At 37.4% G+C, this 21,548-nt stretch carries 16 protein-coding genes, 2 rRNA genes, 1 pseudogene and 1 other annotated feature (1 of these 20 running past the window's edge); of the genes and pseudogenes, 5 read left to right on the plus strand and 14 right to left on the minus strand.

Translation table 11 applies throughout. The annotated features are described in order from the left end of the window. Positions 1–4: 4 nt before the first annotated feature. Positions 5–1,276, plus strand: coding sequence for a glutamate/aspartate:proton symporter GltP (gltP, locus tag UtA1_RS02640; protein ID WP_096549951.1), 1,272 nt, complete (start codon positions 5–7; stop codon positions 1,274–1,276). A 90-nt stretch (positions 1,277–1,366) separates the two neighbouring features. Here the strand turns inward: gltP and ltrA are convergent. From ltrA to UtA1_RS02660, 5 genes and pseudogenes are all read right to left on the minus strand, one after another. After that, positions 1,367–2,218, minus strand: a pseudogene (ltrA, locus tag UtA1_RS02645) (group II intron reverse transcriptase/maturase). Positions 2,219–3,021: 803 nt separating this feature from the next. After that, positions 3,022–3,585 carry a hypothetical protein gene (locus UtA1_RS02650; RefSeq protein WP_016839529.1) on the minus strand — a complete coding sequence of 188 codons (564 nt, stop codon included), beginning with the start codon at positions 3,583–3,585 and terminating at the stop codon, positions 3,022–3,024. A gap of 43 nt (positions 3,586–3,628) precedes the next feature. Next, complete coding sequence (locus UtA1_RS02655) at positions 3,629–4,276, minus strand: hypothetical protein (RefSeq protein ID WP_096549952.1); 648 nt, start codon at positions 4,274–4,276, stop codon at positions 3,629–3,631. A 262-nt stretch (positions 4,277–4,538) separates the two neighbouring features. Then, positions 4,539–4,712 (minus strand): hypothetical protein, encoded by a 174-nt coding sequence (locus UtA1_RS16945; protein ID WP_172597813.1) that lies wholly within the window; start codon positions 4,710–4,712, stop codon positions 4,539–4,541. A gap of 494 nt (positions 4,713–5,206) precedes the next feature. After that, a complete protein-coding gene (locus tag UtA1_RS02660) occupies positions 5,207–5,827 on the minus strand; it encodes an RraA family protein (RefSeq protein WP_016839533.1) in 621 nt (206 codons plus the stop codon). 247 nt (positions 5,828–6,074) lie between these two features. Between UtA1_RS02660 and UtA1_RS02665 the strand changes: the two genes are divergently transcribed. Beyond that, positions 6,075–6,458 carry a sodium:proton antiporter gene (locus UtA1_RS02665; protein WP_096549953.1) on the plus strand — a complete coding sequence of 128 codons (384 nt, stop codon included), beginning with the start codon at positions 6,075–6,077 and terminating at the stop codon, positions 6,456–6,458. Positions 6,459–6,546: 88 nt separating this feature from the next. Here the strand turns inward: UtA1_RS02665 and UtA1_RS02670 are convergent, their stop codons facing one another. Continuing rightward, complete coding sequence (locus tag UtA1_RS02670) at positions 6,547–7,110, minus strand: LOG family protein (RefSeq protein WP_016839535.1); 564 nt, start codon at positions 7,108–7,110, stop codon at positions 6,547–6,549. Positions 7,111–7,301: 191 nt separating this feature from the next. On the opposite strand from UtA1_RS02670, the gene tadA reads away from it, so the two are divergent. Beyond that, entirely contained in the window at positions 7,302–7,787 is a 486-nt protein-coding gene (gene tadA, locus UtA1_RS02675) for a tRNA adenosine(34) deaminase TadA (protein WP_096552370.1), read from the plus strand. 140 nt (positions 7,788–7,927) lie between these two features. After that, positions 7,928–9,241 (plus strand): short-chain fatty acid transporter, encoded by a 1,314-nt coding sequence (locus UtA1_RS02680; protein WP_096549954.1) that lies wholly within the window; start codon positions 7,928–7,930, stop codon positions 9,239–9,241. A gap of 193 nt (positions 9,242–9,434) precedes the next feature. Here UtA1_RS02680 and UtA1_RS02685 read toward each other — a convergent pair whose 3' ends face one another. The 3 genes from UtA1_RS02685 to pdxS form a co-directional block, all read right to left on the minus strand. Continuing rightward, positions 9,435–11,189, minus strand: a complete 1,755-nt coding sequence (locus tag UtA1_RS02685) for a methyl-accepting chemotaxis protein (protein ID WP_172597815.1) — start codon at positions 11,187–11,189, stop codon at positions 9,435–9,437. 276 nt (positions 11,190–11,465) lie between these two features. After that, positions 11,466–12,752 carry a serine--tRNA ligase gene (gene serS, locus UtA1_RS02690; protein ID WP_096549956.1) on the minus strand — a complete coding sequence of 429 codons (1,287 nt, stop codon included), beginning with the start codon at positions 12,750–12,752 and terminating at the stop codon, positions 11,466–11,468. Positions 12,753–12,806: 54 nt separating this feature from the next. Then, positions 12,807–13,021, minus strand: a binding site (T-box leader). An 81-nt stretch (positions 13,022–13,102) separates the two neighbouring features. Continuing rightward, on the minus strand, positions 13,103–13,960 hold the full coding sequence (pdxS, locus tag UtA1_RS02695; RefSeq protein WP_096549957.1) for a pyridoxal 5'-phosphate synthase lyase subunit PdxS: 858 nt from the start codon (positions 13,958–13,960) through the stop codon (positions 13,103–13,105). Between the two features lie 104 nt (positions 13,961–14,064). On the opposite strand from pdxS, the gene pdxR reads away from it, so the two are divergent. Beyond that, positions 14,065–15,483, plus strand: coding sequence for a MocR-like pyridoxine biosynthesis transcription factor PdxR (gene pdxR, locus UtA1_RS02700; RefSeq protein WP_172597816.1), 1,419 nt, complete (start codon positions 14,065–14,067; stop codon positions 15,481–15,483). 76 nt (positions 15,484–15,559) lie between these two features. On the opposite strand, the gene UtA1_RS02705 is transcribed toward pdxR, so the two are convergent. The 5 genes from UtA1_RS02705 to UtA1_RS02725 form a co-directional block, all read right to left on the minus strand. Then, entirely contained in the window at positions 15,560–16,015 is a 456-nt protein-coding gene (locus UtA1_RS02705) for a helix-turn-helix domain-containing protein (protein WP_096549958.1), read from the minus strand. 256 nt (positions 16,016–16,271) lie between these two features. Continuing rightward, positions 16,272–17,582, minus strand: a complete 1,311-nt coding sequence (locus tag UtA1_RS02710; protein WP_202947431.1) for a serine hydrolase — start codon at positions 17,580–17,582, stop codon at positions 16,272–16,274. A 156-nt stretch (positions 17,583–17,738) separates the two neighbouring features. Beyond that, a complete protein-coding gene (gene guaB / locus UtA1_RS02715) occupies positions 17,739–19,205 on the minus strand; it encodes an IMP dehydrogenase (protein ID WP_096549959.1) in 1,467 nt (488 codons plus the stop codon). An 812-nt stretch (positions 19,206–20,017) separates the two neighbouring features. Next, positions 20,018–20,133: ribosomal RNA gene (rrf, locus tag UtA1_RS02720) — 5S ribosomal RNA — on the minus strand. A gap of 48 nt (positions 20,134–20,181) precedes the next feature. Then, positions 20,182–21,548 (minus strand): 23S ribosomal RNA (locus UtA1_RS02725) (it continues 1,560 nt past the right edge of the window).

The raw sequence follows: 21,548 nt of genomic DNA on the forward strand, positions 1-21,548 counted from the left end.
TATTTTGAAAAAGAAATTCAAACTCAGTTTAGCAGCACAGATTTTAATTGCGTTAGTATTGGGGATAGTTGTAGGGGCTGTATTTTATGAAAATCCAGCTGTCGAAACATATTTGAAACCACTTGGCACCATCTTTTTAAACTTAATTAAAATGATTGTTGTACCAATCATCATTTCAACGTTGATTGTAGGTGTAGCTGGTACAGGCGATTTAAAACAACTTGGTCGCCTTGGTGGTAAGACGATAATATATTTTGAGATTATTACAACGATTGCCATCATTATTGGTTTACTCATTACAAACGTGTTTAAACCTGGTGAAGGTATTGATATGAATCAGTTGGAACAAACGGATATTTCATCCTATGTTGAAACAACTGAACAAGTAGAACATGATGGTGGTTTTATTGATACGATTGTTGGCATTGTACCAACAAACGTCGTGAAAGCAATGGCAGAAGCCGACATGTTATCCGTTATCTTCTTCTCCGTATTGTTCGGTTTAGGAGTTGCAGCGATAGGTGATCGTGGAAAACCAGTCCTTGACATTGCGCAAGGTGTAGCAGATGCCATGTTCTGGGTAACAAACTTAGTAATGAAATTTGCTCCATTTGGGGTATTCGGTTTAATGGCTGTAACCGTTTCAAAATTTGGATTAGAATCATTGATTCCACTTGGTAAATTAGTCATTACAGTTTATGGTGCGATGATTTTCTTCGTAATCGTTGTTTTAGGAATTACAGCGAAAATTGTAAATATAAATATTTTCCAAGTAATTAAAATTTTAAAGGACGAGCTTATTTTAGCGTACTCCACATCTAGTTCTGAAACGGTATTACCACGCATCATGCAAAAAATGGAGAAGTTTGGATGTCCAAGAGATATTACATCCTTTGTTATCCCTACAGGTTATTCATTTAACTTAGATGGTTCAACTTTATACCAAGCAATTGCTGCTATTTTCATCGCTCAGTTATACGGCATTGATTTAACAATTGCTCAACAGGTTACATTAGTACTAGTACTAATGGTTACTTCTAAAGGTATTGCAGGGGTACCTGGAGTATCATTCGTTGTATTACTTGCAACTTTAGGTTCTGTAGGTATTCCATTAGAAGGTTTAGCATTTATCGCTGGTATCGACCGTATTCTTGACATGGCTCGTACTGCCGTAAACGTAGTTGGTAACTCTTTAGCAGCGATCGTTATGTCCAAATGGGAAGGTCGATTTGATGAAAATAAAAAGGAAGAATATCTTGCAGAGTTAGCGAAATAAATTTTCGATTTGATTAATCGAGTAGGAGGGAGCGATTAACTCCCGTCCTCTCACACCACCGTACGTACGGTTCCGTATACGGCGGTTCAATTAAGATAATTGACGCAAGTTTTCATAACGAGCTTCAAGACTTTTCAGCCCTTGGTTTCTCCAATAGGAGTTACCAAGGGTTCTGTGTAATATTGGACTATTTGAAATACGCCAATAACTCTTCCGAGTATTTCCCCATTCATACGCTTGCCATTGTGCGAAGTCCTGCTCGTTTACTTTTCACGTAAATGTTACAGTCATCCGCATATCGAACGAATTTGTGTCCTCTTCTTTCCAATTCTTTATCTAGTACAATGTTAGATAGTAGCGGACTTAATGGTCCTCCTTGTGGAGTTCCCTCTAATGTGCTTGACACCACACCATTAATCATGACTCCCGATTGTAAATACTTACGAATCAATTTCAGTAATGGTTTATCTTGGATTCTCTTCGCGAGTGTACCCATTAATCTGTCATGGTTGACCTTATCAAAGAATTTCTCCAAGTCCATATCTACAACCCATCGATGTCCATCTCTTATATATTCTTTCTCTTTCCTCACCGCATCATGAGCACTTCGGTTTGGTCGAAATCCGTAGCTGTTTTCAGAGAATGTTGGGTCGTATACTCTTGAAAGTACTTGAGCAATAGCTTGTTGAATCAAACGGTCTGTTACGGGATTCCTAGTAAACGAACACCGCCGTCTGGTTTCGGGATTTCGACTCTGCGGACTGGCATTGGTTCATAAGTTCCCTTGAGAATTGCCTCCTTAATAGATAGCCAGTTTTCGACTAAGTGCTGTCGTAGATTTTGTACGGGCATCTTATCTACTCCATGGCTTCCTTTATTCTGTTCTACACGTTTTAGTGCTTGAAGCATATTCTCCCGTGACAGGATTTGATTCAAAAGCATCGTTATTCTCCTTCCGTGAATAGCTTATCTTCTTATGCCAGTGGTCACTCCACCCTCCAAGAGGTCCCCCACGGGATTCACCGCTTCCTCCCTCAAGTGAGGTACTACGTTTTCTGTGTTCATCATGACTCACTGAATGCCAAGGGCTATTCTCTCTTAATTGTTCGGTCCTTCTCAGTTGTTCTAGACCAACTAATACTATGACCTCTGCTGACTTCTGACGGTTCAGCTACTTATCACTAAGTAGGTTTTGAAGTGTACTTCACGTATCCATCAGACCTCCCTGGGTAAGAATGTAATCTTTCCTTCCATCTATCTGCTTCATTTACTCTGTATCACCTTCGGCAGAAAGGACTTTGTTTTGTTGTGCAAACTCATCCAATGATACCTAGCCTTATATGAGGTTCGTGTTCCTCGGACCGGTGTTTTGCCTCCAGCTTCCTTCAGATTCCGCGTCACCACGGACACCCTTGCTCTTGGCTAACCTCTACTTCTGTCTTCGGGGTTCGGGACTTACACCCTATAGTTCATGTACATGCCGGGCGCACATCGAAAAACTAAATTACCGTCAACGGAAATTTTGTGTTAAGACCTTTTTATTTGGAAATATTTATGTTTTTTGGAAAAAGTTAAAGAATAAACTTTACGGAATGTGGAAAAATTGAATACAGATACCGCTTTACTTCCTATTCTCGTTACACCTTGCAAATTCCACAAAAAAAACACTTCCGATATTCATAATGAATCCCTTTTATATGGGGTCATTATGAATATATCGAAAGTGCTTTTTAGCAAAAGTTCAATTATTCTAAATTATTAAGGTCAAACTGTGCGATTGTTTCATCCTCGACCATAACCATTAAAGTGGCATCCATTGCATTTTCTTTTAACTTCTCTAACTGTTCGGAAGATGGTGCAGCTTTTAATTGTTCATTGTCCTTTAAGGCACCTAATACAAAATCAAGCGAGAATTCGCCTTCTTGATTAGGTTTAAGAACTGGTAAACCTGTATGCCCCGTACCATAATTTTTTTTCTTATCATAGATATTTATCCCAATTAGTTCTTCCGAAATGGCTTTCAGTTTTTCACTGGGTTCAATATAAATTTTTATACCGTCATCATAATCGTATGTTGCGTCATTTAAACGCTTATCTCCTCCAAGATCCTTTCTTCCAACATTTTTTAAAACGAAATTATAATGCAAGTTAACAAATTCTAATTCATCACTATCTTCTACTAAATTATTCTTTTCTATCTCAACTGTCGCACTAATTATTTCTACAGAAGGATTATTAGAACAACCGGCTAAGAGTAATACAACGAAAAGAATGCTGAAAATCGATTTTGACATATTTTTAACGCTCATTATATATCCTTTCTAAAAAAATAATTAAATACACTTATGGAGTTTAGATATTATTTTGTAATTGTAGAGTCCATACAGAACCACCTCTACTTTTTAAAGTAGCAGTAGAAGTCGCTCCCACATAATGAGTATATTGCAGACTTACATATTTCCAGTCTTTAAAATCAGAAGAATAAGACCATTCATTTGAAGTTGGTGAATAATCCTTAGCCTGAGTTAGACTTGGGAATCCACTAGTACCAACGGATACTTTTCTGCTCGTAATAGAAACCGTTGAATCACTAATTTTCCATCCTCCAGTAGCTTTTGTAATCTTTGCGTATTCGATATTATTTTCTTTCTTTCTTGAATAATAAATAGTTGAGTAAGCCTTTACACTATAAGAAGAATCCCATTTTTCTTCGCCTTTATTTCCGGATTCTGCGGATGCTATATTGAAACCATTAATATTGTCCGTTTCTTCTACTAATCCAAAAGTAGTAATGGCGAATTCTTCAATTTCAACATCTCCAATTTTTTCTACTTTTAACAATTGAGATGTAGAAACATTCGTAACGTTAAAATCTTCGCTTAATTCACTATTTGTTAATGTAGACGATTTTATTTTGTTTGAATTTGTTAATTGATATTTAGGTAACTCAATATTATTCAATTCAACTTCATGAACTCCATTTAAAGCCCTTTCAAGCAATTCATCTATATCTGTAATTTCTTGAGCTTGATAAATGATTTCTTTGTTATCCTCAACTTGTGCATTTGCTGCTGGTACATTTACAAATACAGTAAGAATGTAAATAAAAGAAATAAAGAATAAAAATACTTTTTCATACTAATACCTCCTATTTACTATAATCACAATAAAAAATGTTCTAAATAATCTGATGATTTGTGAGATACATAGTTTTACTCGATATTTTTCACCTCCATTTTTCTCTCTTTTCTTTTTCGATGATTTACAAACATTGTAGTATAAAAAAAGCAATTTCTTCCTTTTTATTCATAACTTTGTATAATCCCCTCATAAGTGTAGGATTAAGAATTATGGGTTTTATCGTAAATTTACTGAACAACACGGGATTCACCGCTTCCTTCCTCAAGTGAGGTACTACGTTTTCTGTGTTCATCATGACTCACTGAATGCCAAGGGCTATTCTCTCTTAATTGTTCGGTCCTTCTTAGTAGTTCTAAACCAACTAATACTATGACCTCTGCTGACTTCTGACGGTTCAGCTACTTATCACTAAGTAGGTTATGAAGCGAACTTCACCTATCCGCCAGACCTCCCCGGGTAAGTACATGCACTTTCACACCATCTATCCGCCTCATTTACTCGATATGACCTTCGACAGAAAGAGCTTTGTTTTGTTTTGCAAACTCACTCAATCATACCTAGCCTTATATGAGGTTCGTGTTCCTCGGACCGGTGTTTTGCCTCCAGCTTCCTTCAGATTCCGCGTCACCACGGACACCCTTGCTCTTGGCTAACCTCTACTTCTGTCTTCGGGGTTCGGGACTTACACCCTATAGTTCATGTACATGCCGGGCGCACAAAAAAAGGGGCAAAAATGCCCCTTTTAATATTTTTCAGAAAATTTTTTTATGAATAGAAAATAATAAATTTTTATTTTGATAAAGCTTTTTCAATATATTGGCGTATTGATTCTTCCCCGTTTGCTAATGCTTCCTTTTCTCTCGCTTCATCTTTTGCTAGTTTTTCTTCGGCTTTTTTCAAAATTTCTTCTTCTTCTCCTTGTGGAACAACAACAACACCGTCTACATCTCCAATAATGAAGTCTCCTGGTTGGACGCTCACACCACCAATGGCAATCGGAACATTTACTCGACCACCACCATGTTTATTTCCACTAGCAACGGTTGTTCCTAGGGCAAACACCGGAAAATCTAATTCTCGAATTGCTGCAATATCACGTATTACACCATTGACAACAAACCCTTGAATCCCCAATCCTTTCGCAAGAGAAGCTACAAAATCCCCTGCTACTGCTCGGTTTGTATTCCCTTTTGCATCAATAACAAGAATATCCCCTTTTTGTGCGATATTAATTGCTTCTAATACAGCTTTATTTTCCCCATCTGGCAATCTAACCGTTACAGCTCGTCCAGCAATTTTAAAATGATCGCTCAACGGTTTGATTTTTGCATCTAAATTTGTATGTCCCCCTGTAGCATCAGATATTGCAGTAGTTGGTATCGCTAAATATTTTTCAATTAAATTGGACATGTCGACATAACCCCTTTGAATTTACATAATATTTTAATAATTCTATATTATAGGATAAACTTTCCTTTTTCTATATAATTTGCAACTAATTTCACTAAATTTTAATAAAGTTAAGAAGTTAGCATTCCTACAAATACATATACTATGAATAACCATCATTGCTCTGTGATCACGTGTTATGCGTAAAAATTTATAAGATGGTTACACTGTATAAAAATTACATAATTCTACAAGGAGTGACACGGCAATGATAATGAACCGCTTAATAAAAGAATGCATCAATGAACAAGGGAAAAAAGTCTACCGGATGGCAACGTATGATATCGAAGTCATTGCAAAGTCAAATGGTGGTCTCTCACCAACTATTATCTATCTTCATAATAATCAAGATGTTACAGATGATATTCGTGACATTCGCTTTGGCGCACGTTCACCCTATTCATATATTGAAGATTACGATGAGTTTCAAACAATGCTTTATAATAAAGAACAAAAAGCCATTAATGATTTATATGATTCCATTAGCTTAAGACCGAAGAACATGACTACTACTGAACAAACTTTGTGGAGTATCGGGGTATTAGTCTTAATGTCCATACCTCTACTCGTAGCAATGCTCATCTTCCATTAAAGGGAGAAAATATTCTCCCTTTTTTTATGATAAAAAATAAAAGAATCCTTGATTAGTGTATTTACACTATCCCAGGATTCGAATATTGTTAAACATCTTTATTCACAAGATTTCCATTGCTCATTTCCAACATTTCAAATAGCTCTTCTAATGAAGTTGCTACTAAAAACAATTCATGTTGTGATGCTCTTAAAAATCCTTCTTCCATCATTTTTTCAAAATGTTGCACTAGACCATCATAAAAGCCATTTACATTATATAAAATAACAGGTTTTGCATGTAATCCTATTTGCGCCCAAGTAAAAGCTTCAAAATACTCATCAAGTGTTCCGCAACCACCCGGTATCGCCACAAAAGCATCGGAAAGATCCGACATTTTCTTTTTTCGAGCATGCATTGACTCAACGATATATAATTCAGTTAATCCTTTATGCAATTTTTCTTTATTCACTAAATGTTCCGGCATGACTCCGATTACTTCTCCGCCTTCTGCAAGAGCTGCATCCGCTACTTTCCCCATTAAACCTTGAGTTGACCCTCCATAAACAAGCCCGTATCCGCTACGTGCAATCATTTTCCCTAATTCAATTGCTTTTTCTACATAAACCGACGATTTTCCTGATGATGAACCACAATAAACCGCTATACGCAATCAAGTCACCTTCTCTTTTACTTCCATTATATCGAAAAATTATTAACTCAATGTAAAAGGTTCAAAATTCTATTTTATTTTTTCTTGCATTTTGTTACGGCAAGCATGAAGATGATTCAATCATGAAATCATGATACACTTACACCGAAGGAGAGAGGAATGTGGAATTATATGATAAAGATGAATATTTTATGAGTGAAGCAATTAAAGAAGCAAAAAAAGCGGAAACTCTTGGTGAAGTTCCCATCGGTGCTGTTATTGTCTATCAAGATCAAATCATTGCTCGTTCCCACAACTTGCGGGAAACAACTCAGAACGCTATTACGCATGCGGAACTAATGGCAATTCAAGAAGCTTGCAAAGCAATTGGGAGCTGGCGGTTAGAAGAAACGACATTATACGTGACCCTTGAACCATGTCCAATGTGTGCTGGAGCAATTCTACAATCAAGAATCCCTCGGGTCGTATATGGTGCACGGGACCCTAAGGCTGGTAGTGTCGATTCATTATATCGTCTATTAAACGATTCTCGATTAAACCACGAATGTGATGTGACAGAAGGTGTTTTAGCTGATGAGTGCGGCTCTCTATTAACAAATTTTTTTAAAGCGATTCGAGAAAGAAAAAAAGAAGAAAAACGAAAAATGAAATTGAATGAGAAGGAAAATTGTGATTGAGAAATCAGTCACAATTATATTTTTAAAACTATCCACCTATCATATTATGTTATTTTTTAAAATATATATCATATTTTCTCCTGATTTTTCGTATCTATAAAATATCTAACTTTTTTTAGAATCAGGAGGAACATGAAAATATGAAGTTTTTAACGAGAATATCAAATGCTATTATGGAAAAGTATTTACCTGATCCATATATTTTTGTTGCAATATTATCAGTACTCGTTGTAATTCTTGGTGTTGTATTAACCCCCTCCTCACCACTTGATATGGTTATTTATTGGGGAGATGGATTCTGGGGATTACTAGCATTTACGATGCAAATGGTCGTTGTACTAACTGCTGGACACGTACTAGCAAATAGCCCTTTATTTAAAAAATTTCTAACTGCTATTGCAAGCAGCATCAAATCCCCTGGTATGGCCATTATTATTGTTACATTTGTTTCTTTAATTGCTTGCTGGATTAATTGGGGATTCGGTTTAGTAATCGGAGCTATTTTTGCTAAAGAAATCGCTCGTCATGTAAAAAAAGTGGACTATCGCTTATTAATTGCTAGTGCTTATTCTGGTTTTATTATTTGGCACGGTGGGTTGGCAGGATCCATTCCTCTATCAGTAGCAACTGAAGGGCATCCTTTTGAAGGGATAATGGGCGTAGTTCCTACTTCGGGAACAATTTTTACTTCTTATAATTTATTTATTGTACTGGTTATCCTTTTCACTCTTCCATTCTTTAACCGCTGGATGATGCCAAAAGATGATGATGTAGTAGAAGTGGATCCAGCTTTATTAGTAGAAGAAGAGAAGAAATTCCCACCGCCTGTAAATACTTTTGCTTCTCGTTCAGAAAGAAGCTATATTTTAACTATTTTAATTGGAATTATTGGTGTAACGTATCTTGTTTATCATTTTGCAACGAAAGGTTTTGCTCTTGATTTAAATATTGTGAACACAATCTTCGTGATTCTTGGAATTATTTTACACGGAACACCACAACGCTTCTTAGCCGCTACTCAAAATGCCATTAAAACAGCAAGTGGCATCGTATTTCAGTTCCCTTTCTATGCAGGGATTATGGGGATGATGACAAATTCAGGTTTAGCTGCTGTCTTCTCTGAGTGGTTTATTGCTATTTCGAACGATACAACTTTCTATTTATTTACATTTTATTCTGCTGGTTTAGTCAATTTCTTTATTCCTTCTGGTGGAGGTCAATGGGCGGTGCAAGCACCAATCATGTTAGAAGCAGCTCAAGTGATGGGGGCTGATTATGCGAAAACGGCTATGGCTATTGCTTGGGGTGATGCTTGGACGAACATGATTCAACCTTTCTGGGCTCTACCTGCACTTGCCATTGCGGGCTTAAAAGCAAAAGATATTATGGGATTCTGTGTATTCGTTCTCATTTTTACAGGAATTATTATCAGTATTGGATTTTTATTCTTCTAAAAATAAAAGAGCCTGATCATAAAAGTTTTGAACTTTTGATCAGGCTCAAATCTTACAATAAATATTTTTTAACTCTTTCTCTGCGGTGGTTACATCAAACGCGCCTCCTCATTGCATTTTCTGTGACGAAAGCGAGAGCGACAGACGCAAAGGAAGCATTTAAATAACTTTTTAGGAACCCTCGTCCCCTTGTTTATCTCAATTTAAATTGTCGAACTAGTCGATTTAATTCCTCAGCAAGGACTGCCAGTTGTTCAGAACTCGCAGAAATCTCTTCCATTGCACTATTTGTCTGTTCTGATGCAGCCGTTGTTTCTTCAATACCGGCAGCAGCCTCTTCAGAGATTGCAGCAATTTCTTGAATCGAACTGTTCATCTCACTACTGTTTGTTGCGATGGTTGATAAATTTTCAGCTACAACCGTGATACTATCGACCATTTCTTGCAAAGAATTTTGAATCGTAGTAAATGTTTCGTGTGTTGTTTTTATTTGAGTAGACCCCTGCTCAACTTCTTTATAACCATTTGTTAACGCTTCTGTCACAACACTAAATTCTTCCTGAATATTATTTACAATCTTTGTTATATCCGTTACAGAATATGCTACTTGTTCAGCCAGTTTTCGAACTTCTTCTGCAACAACAGCAAATCCTTTTCCATGTTCTCCTGCTCTTGCCGCTTCAATTGCAGCATTTAAAGATAAAAGATTTGTCTGCTCAGCAATCTCTTTAATGACTATAACCAATTGAGAGATTTCTTGTACTTGGGTATGAAGTTCATTCACTTTACCGACTGAATCACGAACAATGTAATCGATTGTTTGCATTTGTTTAGCGGAAGATTCCATCAAACGGCTTCCGTCATTTGTTAATGCCAATATTTCTTTTGCTCTTTGCTGAACACGTTCTCCGTGCTCGTTTGCCTCTTGAGAAGTCGCTACAAAGTTCGTTGCTATGGAAGATAAGTTGCTTGCATTATCTGCTTGTTTTTCGGAACCTTGAGCAAGTTCCTCCATTGTCACGACAATTTGATTTGCACCCAGTTTTACCTCATTTGCAGCCTGCGTTAATTCTTCGCTACTACTTGAGACAATTTCCGAGTTTTTCGCAATTTCTTGCAGAATATTCTTCAACTTATCTTGCATATCATTCATTGCCAAAGCTAATTGGCCAGTTTCATCCTTCGATTTAATCCTTAACGGCTCAGGGCTTAAATCTGCTCGAGAAAGTAAATTCATTCTTTCCATAACCATTTGAATAGGCTTTGATATGCTATTTGTAAATACCCATATAACAATTAAACCTATGATTACTGCTATCAACAACGTAAACAAATTCACTTTTAAAATATTATTTGCAGGCTTATTAAAATCCATCATGTATGTACTTGCACCAATTATCCATCCCCAGTTTGAATCCACTTTTGAATAAGCTACTTTTTCTTCAATCTGATTTTCATTTCCGATTAATGGATAATCATAATAAACAAATCCTCCACCTGATTGTCCCACTTTGATAATTTCTTGTATGAATTTTAATCCTTTTGTATCTTCATCATCCCAACTATTTTCGCCTTCTTTTGTTGGGTGCGCAAGCATAGTTCCCTTTTCATCGACGATAAATAAGTAACCATGTTCTCCTATATCGATATTTTTATTGATTGGTCGTAATCCTTCCTCATTCTTGCTTCCTAAAATTGCTTCTTTTACTTTTTCCTGCGCATCCTCTAATGAAATTTCCCCTCTATCAACATATTTCGATAAACTATTAATCATTTCTAACGTCATTTCAACACTGTTGCTCAAATTGTTTTTCCCTAAATCATTCAAACTTTCTTCAGTTTGCATGAAATTTATGAAGCTTACTACAACTAAAGGAATGAGCAACAAAGCAGTAGAAATAATCAACAACTTTCGTTTAATTGTCAATTTCTTAAACAAAACAAACATACCCCCTGATAAAAAAGTTTCAAAAAGATGTCAGTTTAATAATTTTTATATAGGTATTTCCTCCTCCCAATATTTAAAATAACAAAATAGTAAAAAATAAATATTGATTTTTATCAATATTTATACTTGTTTAAAAAATTATATTATTCCGAATTCATTTATTCAATATAAATTTTCCATTTAATTAAATCATTAGGAATATTAAGAAAACGGAAATGCATTCTAGCAAAAAGAAAAAAGCATACCTTTTACTCGGTATGCTTCTTTTTATTACTTTTATTTTTTAGGTGGTGTCATCATTTCTTTTCCACCCATATATGGTCTTAATACTTCAGGAATAATGACACTTCCATCTTCTTTTTGATAATTTTCTAAAATGGCAGCAACTGTACGACCAATAGCAAGTCCTGAACCATTTAATGTGTGAACGTATTCTGGTTTTGCTCCTTGTTCACGACGGAAGCGGATATTTGCACGTCTCGCTTGGAAATCTTCAAAGTTTGAGCAAGATGAAATTTCACGATATTTATTTTGTGATGGCATCCATACTTCTAAATCGTATTTTTTAGCAGCAGTGAAGCCTAAATCAGCAGTACACATTTTCACACGTTGATAAGGCAAGTTTAATAATTGAAGTACTTTTTCTGCATGGCTTGTTAATAACTCTAATTGTTCATAAGATTCTTCCGGTTTAACAAAGCGGACAAGCTCTACTTTATTGAATTGATGTTGGCGGATTAATCCGCGTGTATCTCGACCCGCAGATCCTGCTTCTGAACGGAAACATGCACTATAGGCAGCAAACGCTTTAGGCAACATATCAACGCTTAATATTTCATCCCGATAGAAATTCGTTACTGGCACTTCAGCAGTCGGAATCATGAAATAGTCAGTATCGACAAGTTTAAATACATCCTCTTCAAATTTTGGTAATTGTCCAGTTCCTAATAAACTGTCTCGATTGACAATGACTGGAGGGAGCATTTCCTCATACCCATGCTCTTCCACATGCAAATCCATCATAAAATTCATCAGTGCTCGCTCAAGTCTTGCACCTAAGCCGCGGTAAAATACAAAACGGCTTCCCGTTACTTTTGCAGCTCTTTCAAAATCGATGATGCCTAAATCTGTAGCTAAATCCCAGTGTGGTTTAACTTCAAACTGGAACTCCGGCACTTCTCCCCAAGTATATTCCACAACATTATCATCTTCGCTCTCACCAATTGGAACAGATTCATGAGGAATATTTGGCAAACGCATCATCATATCTTTGAACTTTTCCTCAATTTCCTGAAGCTCTGCATCCAACTGTTTAATTTCTTCTCCCACTTGACGCATGCGAACGATCAATTCATCAGCATTTTCTTTATTGCGTTTCATCACAGCAATCTGCTCTGATACTTTATTGCGCTCTGCTTTTAATTCTTCCGCTTTTGCAATTAATTCACGGCGTTTTGAATCAAGAGTTTCAAATTCATCAATATTTCCTAAATCTTCGTTGCGTGTTAACAGGATTTTTTTTACTTCTTCAAAGTTGTCACGGACACGTTTAATATCTAGCATGTTTATTCCTCCAAACTTATTATGAAATTTTCCATATAAAAAGCTCTCAATCCCAAAAGGGACGAGAGCTACCCGCGTTGCCACCCTAGTTGATTAAACAAAATGTTTAATCCTCTTATTTCATAACGGCTTTTCAACCGACCCAATCCTACTAAACATTTCAGCTGGGCAACTCATGGACGGATTCACAAGGGTTTTTATCAGCTTCCACCAACCGCTGACTCTCTAAAAAAAACTGACTTGTTACTACTTCCAATCATCGCATTATCGCTAATCGATTTTAACCATAGCGTACTATATCCCATTCAATTTTGCAAGAAAAGACTTTATTATCTTTCTTTTAACAAATTTTATCTAACTTGCAAAAGTTCTTCTTTCGAAAGGGTCGCAATATCAATGCCTTTCATAGGATTACCTAAATCCTTTGAAAGTTCAGCTATAAGTGGGTAATCATTATAATTTTTTGTCGCTTCAACAATAGCTCTTGCAAACTTTTCCGGATTTTCCGATTTGAATATACCGGAACCGACAAACACGCCGTCTGCACCTAATTCCATCATTAAAGCGGCATCTGCCGGTGTTGCCACTCCACCTGCTGCATAATTTAATACCGGTAATCGGCCTAATTCTTTAATTTTTAGCAACAACTCATAAGGGGCACCTAATTTTTTTGCTTCAACCATTAATTCATCATTACTCATGTTGACAACTTGACGAATTTGGGCATTTACTTTGCGAATATGGCGTACAGCCTCCACAATATTTCCTGTGCCAGCTTCACCCTTCGTACGCAACATGACTGCCCCTTCTCCAATTCTCCTCGCTGCTTCTCCTAAATCGCGACACCCACAAACAAAAGGTACGTTAAACTCCTTTTTTAACAAATGGAATTCATCATCCGCTGGTGTTAATACTTCACTTTCATCAATCATATCTACACCTATTGATTCTAAAATACGTGCCTCCACAATATGGCCAATTCTTACTTTTGCCATCACCGGAATGGATATGGCATTCTTTACTTCCTCAATAATGCGAAGATCAGCCATCCTAGCTACTCCGCCTTCTTTTCGTATATCTGATGGAACTTTTTCTAATGCCATTACCGCAACAGCACCTGCCGCTTCTGCAATTTTTGCTTGCTCAGCATTCACAACATCCATGATTACGCCGCCTCTGGGGATGTTAATTTCTTTAAAATTTTCCATATTATTACCTCCTATTATTTGTTGATTTTTAGTATAATGATTTTTGACAATATAAAAAGTTCCAAAATTATAAAAAGTTATATGGTCAGTTGGAGGTATATACGATGGACATGCTGATCTTCCAATTGGAAAAAGAAAATGCTAAACCTTTGTATGAACAACTCTACAGCGGCATAAAAAATGCAATTATTCAAAAACAAATTGAAGTAGGAACGAAATTGCCATCTAAGCGAAAATTAGCGGGGTTTTTAAATATTAGTCAAACTACCATTGAAATTGCATATTCTCAATTATTAGCGGAAGGATATATTACATCTATTCCCCGTGTAGGTTATTTTGTTGAAGAAATTGATGAACTGCCTTACGTAGAAAAAAAACAAACGACAATCGAAATTCCCCAAAAAGAACAAAAACAATATCGATATGATTTTCATCCTGGTAAAGTTGATGAAGAATCCTTCCCTTTTGTTGTATGGAGAAAGTATGTAAAAGATATATTTGATATTACTTCAAAAGAGTTATTACAAATGGGTGAACCCCAAGGAGAAGTAGAGTTACGAAAGGAAATTGCCAATTATTTATTTCAATCGAGAGGTATCCATTGCAAACCTGAGCAAATCGTTATTAGCTCTGGAACTGAGCTTTTATTACCGATGATTTTGCGCTTATTTGAAGATGATTTCATATTAGCCCTTGAAAACCCTGGTTACTCAGCAATACCGAGAATTCATTTAAATAATAATGCCATTCCTATTTCTGTGGATGAGGAAGGTTTAGTAGTTGATGAACTTGAACAAACAAATGCTAATATCGTCTATATTACTCCATCACATCAATTCCCGACAGGGGCAGTGCTGTCAGCTACAAGAAGAACTCAACTGCTGAAATGGGCAAGCAAAGCACCTAATCGATATATTATTGAAGATGATTATGATAGTGAGTTTCGCTACATTGGCAAACCCATTCCAGCCCTACATGGTTTAGATCAAAATGATAAAGTGATTTATATGAGCACATTTACAAAATCATTGATGCCATCACTTAGGGTTGCTTATATGGTATTGCCTCATCATTTATTAATGAAATATAAAGAAATATTTAGTTATTACTCAGCAACGGTCCCACGTTTCGTTCAACACATATTAGCCAATTTTATGAAAGATGGTCATTTCTCTAAACATTTAAATCGCATGAGGAAAATTTATCGAAAAAAACATGATAAATTAAAACATACGCTAACTACTTTTTATCCTGATATAAAAATAACAGGAGACCAAGCTGGAATGCATGTGCTAATCTCGATTCCTAGCGGCAAAAATGTTGACCAACTGAAGCAAATTGCAAATCATCATGGCATCAACATTACTCCTGTAACCAATTATTTGTTAAAGCCCATTGAATATGAACATCCTACCTTCTTGCTTGGATTCGGAGGTATTCCTTTAAATCAAATAGAGGAAAGTATCCACCAATTGATGGAATGTTGGAACGTACAAAAAAATAAAAAACTCGCTAAACTATAGATGTCTTAGCGAGTTTTTTATATTAGTATATTATACATATATTTCCCATAAATATTTCCCAAGCAATATTTTTTCTTTAATCTGCAAATTTCTTTTTTAATTGTTCTGAACCAGTTCCACCAATAATCATTAATACCAATGGTAAGAAATTTGAAATCACTTTAGGTAAACCATCAAGAATTGTTATATTCGTATAAAAAAATAAATTGGAACCTAGAATGATGATTTTAATGAGTATTAATAATACCCCTAGTAAAAATAAACTGTCAAAAAACGATTTTAATTTGGGGTGAGCTAATTTTTTACTATCTTGAATTACTTTTTCCTTCAAATCATCGTCACTCCTTAACATTTCATCTATTGTAATACCAAATAAATCGCTTAGTGCAATAATTACTTCAATACTTGGATAGTTCTTTCCAGTTTCCCATTTTGATACTGATTGACGACTGACATGAAGTTTATCTGCAAGATCTGCTTGTGTCCAACCTCGTTTTTCCCTTTCATTTTTTAATCGTTCACTAAATGTCATCGACGGCAACTCCTTTCTTATGTTCAGTATCGATTAAAAGTAGTATGAAGTAAAGAGAGCTATGGGCGCATGAAGATGCAACGGATAGTTGCCATCGCCAAACGCCAATTATATACCATTTTGTATAAAATTTACATTTAATTTCCAAAAGTATTAGAATATATATCAAAGAAAAAAAGCTAAGAATCCACATCTAGTGGTTCCTAGCTTTCTTGAAATAAATTCTATTAGCGAAAAGTTTTAATTGCCTAATTTGTTATGAAAATAAGCCTCCTACAAAACCAGTAATGCCTCCCCAAAGATTACTGAAGAAATTACCGATTCCTTGGAAGAATAATGAGATAAATCCTGCTCGTTCAACATCGTCTGCTGTTACTACATCAACAGCCATTTCTTTACCATCGATAAAACCGTAATCAGAACCTTCTTTTCTTTCAATTACGACTTTCCCAACTACCGTCCCTTTTTCAACTTTCGCTTCAAGGGACTCTTTATCTAACACTAACTTTGGTTGATATAAATCTTTTTCTGATGTTTTTACAAGCATGGATAAAGGTTCTTTTACAGCAATTTTTACTTTATCTTCTTTTCCTTTAATGACTTTAATAGATTCTTTTCCTTTTTCAGAAAAGTCGGCTGGAATAATTTCTTGTTTTGCAAATTGGCTAAAACCATAATCGAACAATTTTGCTGTTGCATCAAAACGCGCTTTATATGAACCAACACCGTTTGAATCAACAGCATTCATTACAACTGAAATTAAACGTGTACCATTTCGTTCAGCAGTTCCTGTAAAACAGTATCCCGCTAAATTAGTTGTACCTGTTTTCAATCCATCGACACCTTGATATTGATATACCAACCCTGGCAACATGAAGTTCCAGTTTTCCATCTTAATGGCATCATCTGTACCTTCTCTGAACGTTTTTCTCGGAATGCTAGCAGTCTCTAAAACTTCAGGATAATCTTTCAGTAAATGATAGGCAAGTTTTGCAACTGAGCGAGCTGGCATTACGTTTTCATCTTCCGGACCTGTCCCAGCAGGATGCATGCCCATTAAATCAGCATTATTTAATCCTGTTGAATTGACAAATTTATACCCTTCTAGTCCTAATTCTTCCGCTTTTTTATTCATTAGCTTTATAAACTCTGTTTCCGTTCCAGCTACTGTTTCAGCGATTGCCACTGTAGCAGCATTTGCAGAGTAAATTACCATTGCCTCATACAATTCTTGAATCGTATAAGTTCCATCTGCTCTTAACGGCACATTACTTAATGCACGATTTTGTGACAACTTATATGTATATTCCGTCACGCGATATTCTTGATCCCAACTAACTGTACCAGCTTTAATCGCATCTAATAAAATATACTCTGTCATCATTTTTGACATACTCGCAATACCAAGCGGTGTGTCAGCATTTTGCTCGTATAATATTTTCCCTGAATCTGCATCAATTAAAATGGCAGCCCCAACATTTAATCCTAAATCTGTTTCAGCATTGGCTTGGGGTGTCGTAACAATCATGCTAATTAACAGAATTGGAATCATGAGTAAGCTGATCATTGATGTCTTCCTTGCTGTTTTCACTTAAATGTACCTCCACTCATTATTATCATCTTCGCTCATTTTACCATAGATAGTATTCGATGTGTGTAACGAACAAGAAAAAACACTCTTCTAACATCTACAGTGACGTTAGAAGAGTGTTTAGGTTTCAAATTATTGAAGAGAATAGTTTGGAGCTTCTTTCGTAATTTGTACATTGTGTGGATGAGATTCACGAAGACCTGCATTTGTCATGCGGACGAATTGAGATTTTTCGCGTAAATGTTCTAAGTTAGGAGCTCCGCAATATCCCATTCCTGAACGGATACCACCCACTAATTGTTCGATTGTATCAGCAAGAGGCCCTTTGTATGGTACACGTCCTTCAATGCCTTCAGGAACTAATTTTTTCGCATCTTCTTGGAAATAACGGTCTTTTGAACCTTGTTCCATCGCAGCAAGAGAACCCATTCCACGATATACTTTAAAACGACGTCCTTGGAAAATTTCTGTTTCACCAGGTGATTCTGTTGTTCCTGCAAGAAGTGAACCAAGCATAACAGCATGTCCACCTGCTGCAAGAGCCTTCACGATATCACCGGAATATTTAATGCCACCATCTGCAATAATTGTTTTACCATATTCGCGAGCAACTGTTGCGCAATCGTAAATCGCTGTAATTTGTGGTACACCTACACCTGCTACAACACGAGTCGTACAAATGGATCCAGGGCCAATACCTACTTTTACTACATCCGCTCCTGCTTCAAACAATGCACGTGCCGCTTCAGCTGTCGCAACATTTCCTGCAATAATCTCTAAATCTGGATATTCATTTCGAATTTCTTTAACTGTATCAATTACGCCTTGAGAATGGCCATGAGCTGTATCAATAACAATAACATCTACTTGCGCTTCAACTAATTTTTTTACACGGGCACTTGTATCTTTTGAAACCCCAACAGCAGCACCTACTACAAGTCGACCAATGCTGTCTTTTGCTGCATTTGGGAATTCTATTACTTTTTCGATGTCTTTAATTGTAATTAAACCTGTTAATTTTCCTTCATTATCTACGATTGGAAGTTTCTCAATTTTATACTTTTGTAATATTTTCCCAGCTTCTTCTAATGTCGTTCCTACAGGAGCTGTTATTAAATCTTCTTTTGTCATTACTTCTTCAATTTTCAATGAATAATCGGAAATGAAACGTAAATCTCGATTTGTAATAATTCCCACTAATTTTTGTTCTTCTTCATTATTTACAATTGGAACACCCGAAATGCGATATTTACCCATTAAATGTTCAGCATCAAACACTTGATGACTTGGTGTTAAAAAGAAAGGATTCGTAATGACACCATTTTCAGATCGTTTTACTTTTTCTACTTCTTCTACTTGTTCTTCAATGGACATGTTTTTATGAATAATCCCGATTCCACCTTGACGTGCCATTGCAATCGCCATTCTAGATTCAGTTACTGTATCCATTCCAGCACTAATAATAGGAATATTTAATTTGATTTTTGGTGTAAGTTGTACTGATAAATCTACTTCTTTTGGTAATACTGCTGAATGCGCTGGTATTAATAATACATCGTCGAATGTTAATCCTTCTTTTGCAAACTTCGTCTCCCACATTTCGATTATTCCTCCTAAGTACAAAACGAATATTAATAGTAAGATTAACAACATGTTTTCCTAGTGTCAAGAATCTAACAAATAGAAAAAGTATTCGGACTATTGGAAATTGTCATTTTGTGTTACACTATTTTAATTTAGATATGTAACGCTAAACTAGATTTATTTTGCTCTTTTTACATGCAATTATGAAATTTGATATCTTCCAACATTAAAAATGGCTATTAACTAATTAAAAGATGCAACCCAACTATTTATTTTTTAAATATATCATGAAGGGGATTACGACTAACTTCATCATTCAATTAATAAATGGCATTGAATTGCTTGATAATCAGTCATATTTGACTTCATTTTTTAAACCGTTGGGTTTTACGAAATGAACCTTTTGCAGTGGTATATTGAAAAACAACGTCCTGTTCGCGCCGACCTGACCTTCGGTCTTTGGTAGTTGGGAGCTTATTTTTGCAATAAAAAAAAGCACCACTATTGTGGTGCCTTCTGCGAAGCGCTCGTCTATCTCTCACAAGGGGACCCCTTAACTACCATCGGCGCTAACTCCGAAGCACGTTGACCAGCGAATTTCTGTGTTAGCTTCGGCAGTCCGGTGCTCACGTACATAGTACGCTCCGCTCCGGGCTGCCTCGCTTCCTTGAACTTCTTGGTCCCCGTGCTTCTCGTCTCCTTCAAATATTTATTTTACTTTTGTTTAGCATGTGGTTTCTGTATCGCGCCGATCGGACTTTCAGTCCTTGTTAGTAAGGGGCTTCAACTTTTGCAATAAAAAAGCACCACTATTGTGGTGCCTTTTTGCGAAGCGACGTCCTACTCTCACAAGGGGAAGCCCCTTACTACCATCGGCGCTGAAGAGCTTAACTTCCGTGTTCGGTATGGGAACGGGTGTGACCTCTTCGCCATCGTCACTTCACTATATGAGAGGTTGTTCTCTCAAAACTGGATAACGACATTGAAATGATTGGTTAAGTCCTCGATCGATTAGTATCCGTCAGCTCCACACGTCACCGTGCTTCCACCTCGGACCTATCTACCTCATCGTCTTTGAGGGATCTTACTTGCTTATGCAATGGGAAATCTCATCTTGAGGGGGGCTTCATGCTTAGATGCTTTCAGCACTTATCCCGTCCACACATAGCTACCCAGCGGTGCCTTTGGCAAGACAACTGGTACACCAGCGGTGTGTCCATCCCGGTCCTCTCGTACTAAGGACAGCTCCTCTCAAATTTCCTACGCCCACGACGGATAGGGACCGAACTGTCTCACGACGTTCTGAACCCAGCTCGCGTACCGCTTTAATGGGCGAACAGCCCAACCCTTGGGACCGACTACAGCCCCAGGATGCGATGAGCCGACATCGAGGTGCCAAACCTCCCCGTCGATGTGGACTCTTGGGGGAGATAAGCCTGTTATCCCCGGGGTAGCTTTTATCCGTTGAGCGATGGCCCTTCCATGCGGAACCACCGGATCACTAAGCCCGTCTTTCGACCCTGCTCGACTTGTAGGTCTCGCAGTCAAGCTCCCTTATGCCTTTACACTCTGCGAATGATTTCCAACCATTCTGAGGGAACCTTTGGGCGCCTCCGTTACCTTTTAGGAGGCGACCGCCCCAGTCAAACTGTCCACCTGACACTGTCTCCCAAGCCGATCAGGCTTGCGGGTTATAATTTCAGTACAACCAGGGTAGTATCCCAAGGGCGCCTCCAGGGAAGCTGGCGCTCCCCCTTCTACGGCTCCTACCTATCCTGTACAAGTTGCACCGAAATTCAATATCAGGTTACAGTAAAGCTCCACGGGGTCTTTCCGTCCTGTCGCGGGTAACCTGCATCTTCACAGGTACTATAATTTCACCGAGTCTCTCGTTGAGACAGTGCCCAGATCGTTACGCCTTTCGTGCGGGTCGGAACTTACCCGACAAGGAATTTCGCTACCTTAGGACCGTTATAGTTACGGCCGCCGTTTACTGGGGCTTCAATTCGGAGCTTCGCTTGCGCTAACTCCTCCTCTTAACCTTCCAGCACCGGGCAGGCGTCAGCCCCTATACTTCACCTTACGGTTTTGCAGAGACCTGTGTTTTTGCTAAACAGTCGCCTGGGCCTATTCACTGCGGCTCATCAGGGCTTGCACCCCAATGAGCACCCCTTCTCCCGAAGTTACGGGGTCATTTTGCCGAGTTCCTTAACGAGAGTTCTCTCGCTCACCTTAGGATTCTCTCCTCGACTACCTGTGTCGGTTTGCGGTACGGGCACCTCCCGCCTCGCTAGAGGCTTTTCTTGGCAGTGTGAAATCAGGAACTTCGCGCGTAACGCGCTCCCCATCACAGCTCAG

Source organism: Ureibacillus thermosphaericus (assembly GCF_002370195.2).
GTDB lineage: Bacteria > Bacillota > Bacilli > Bacillales_A > Planococcaceae > Ureibacillus > Ureibacillus thermosphaericus.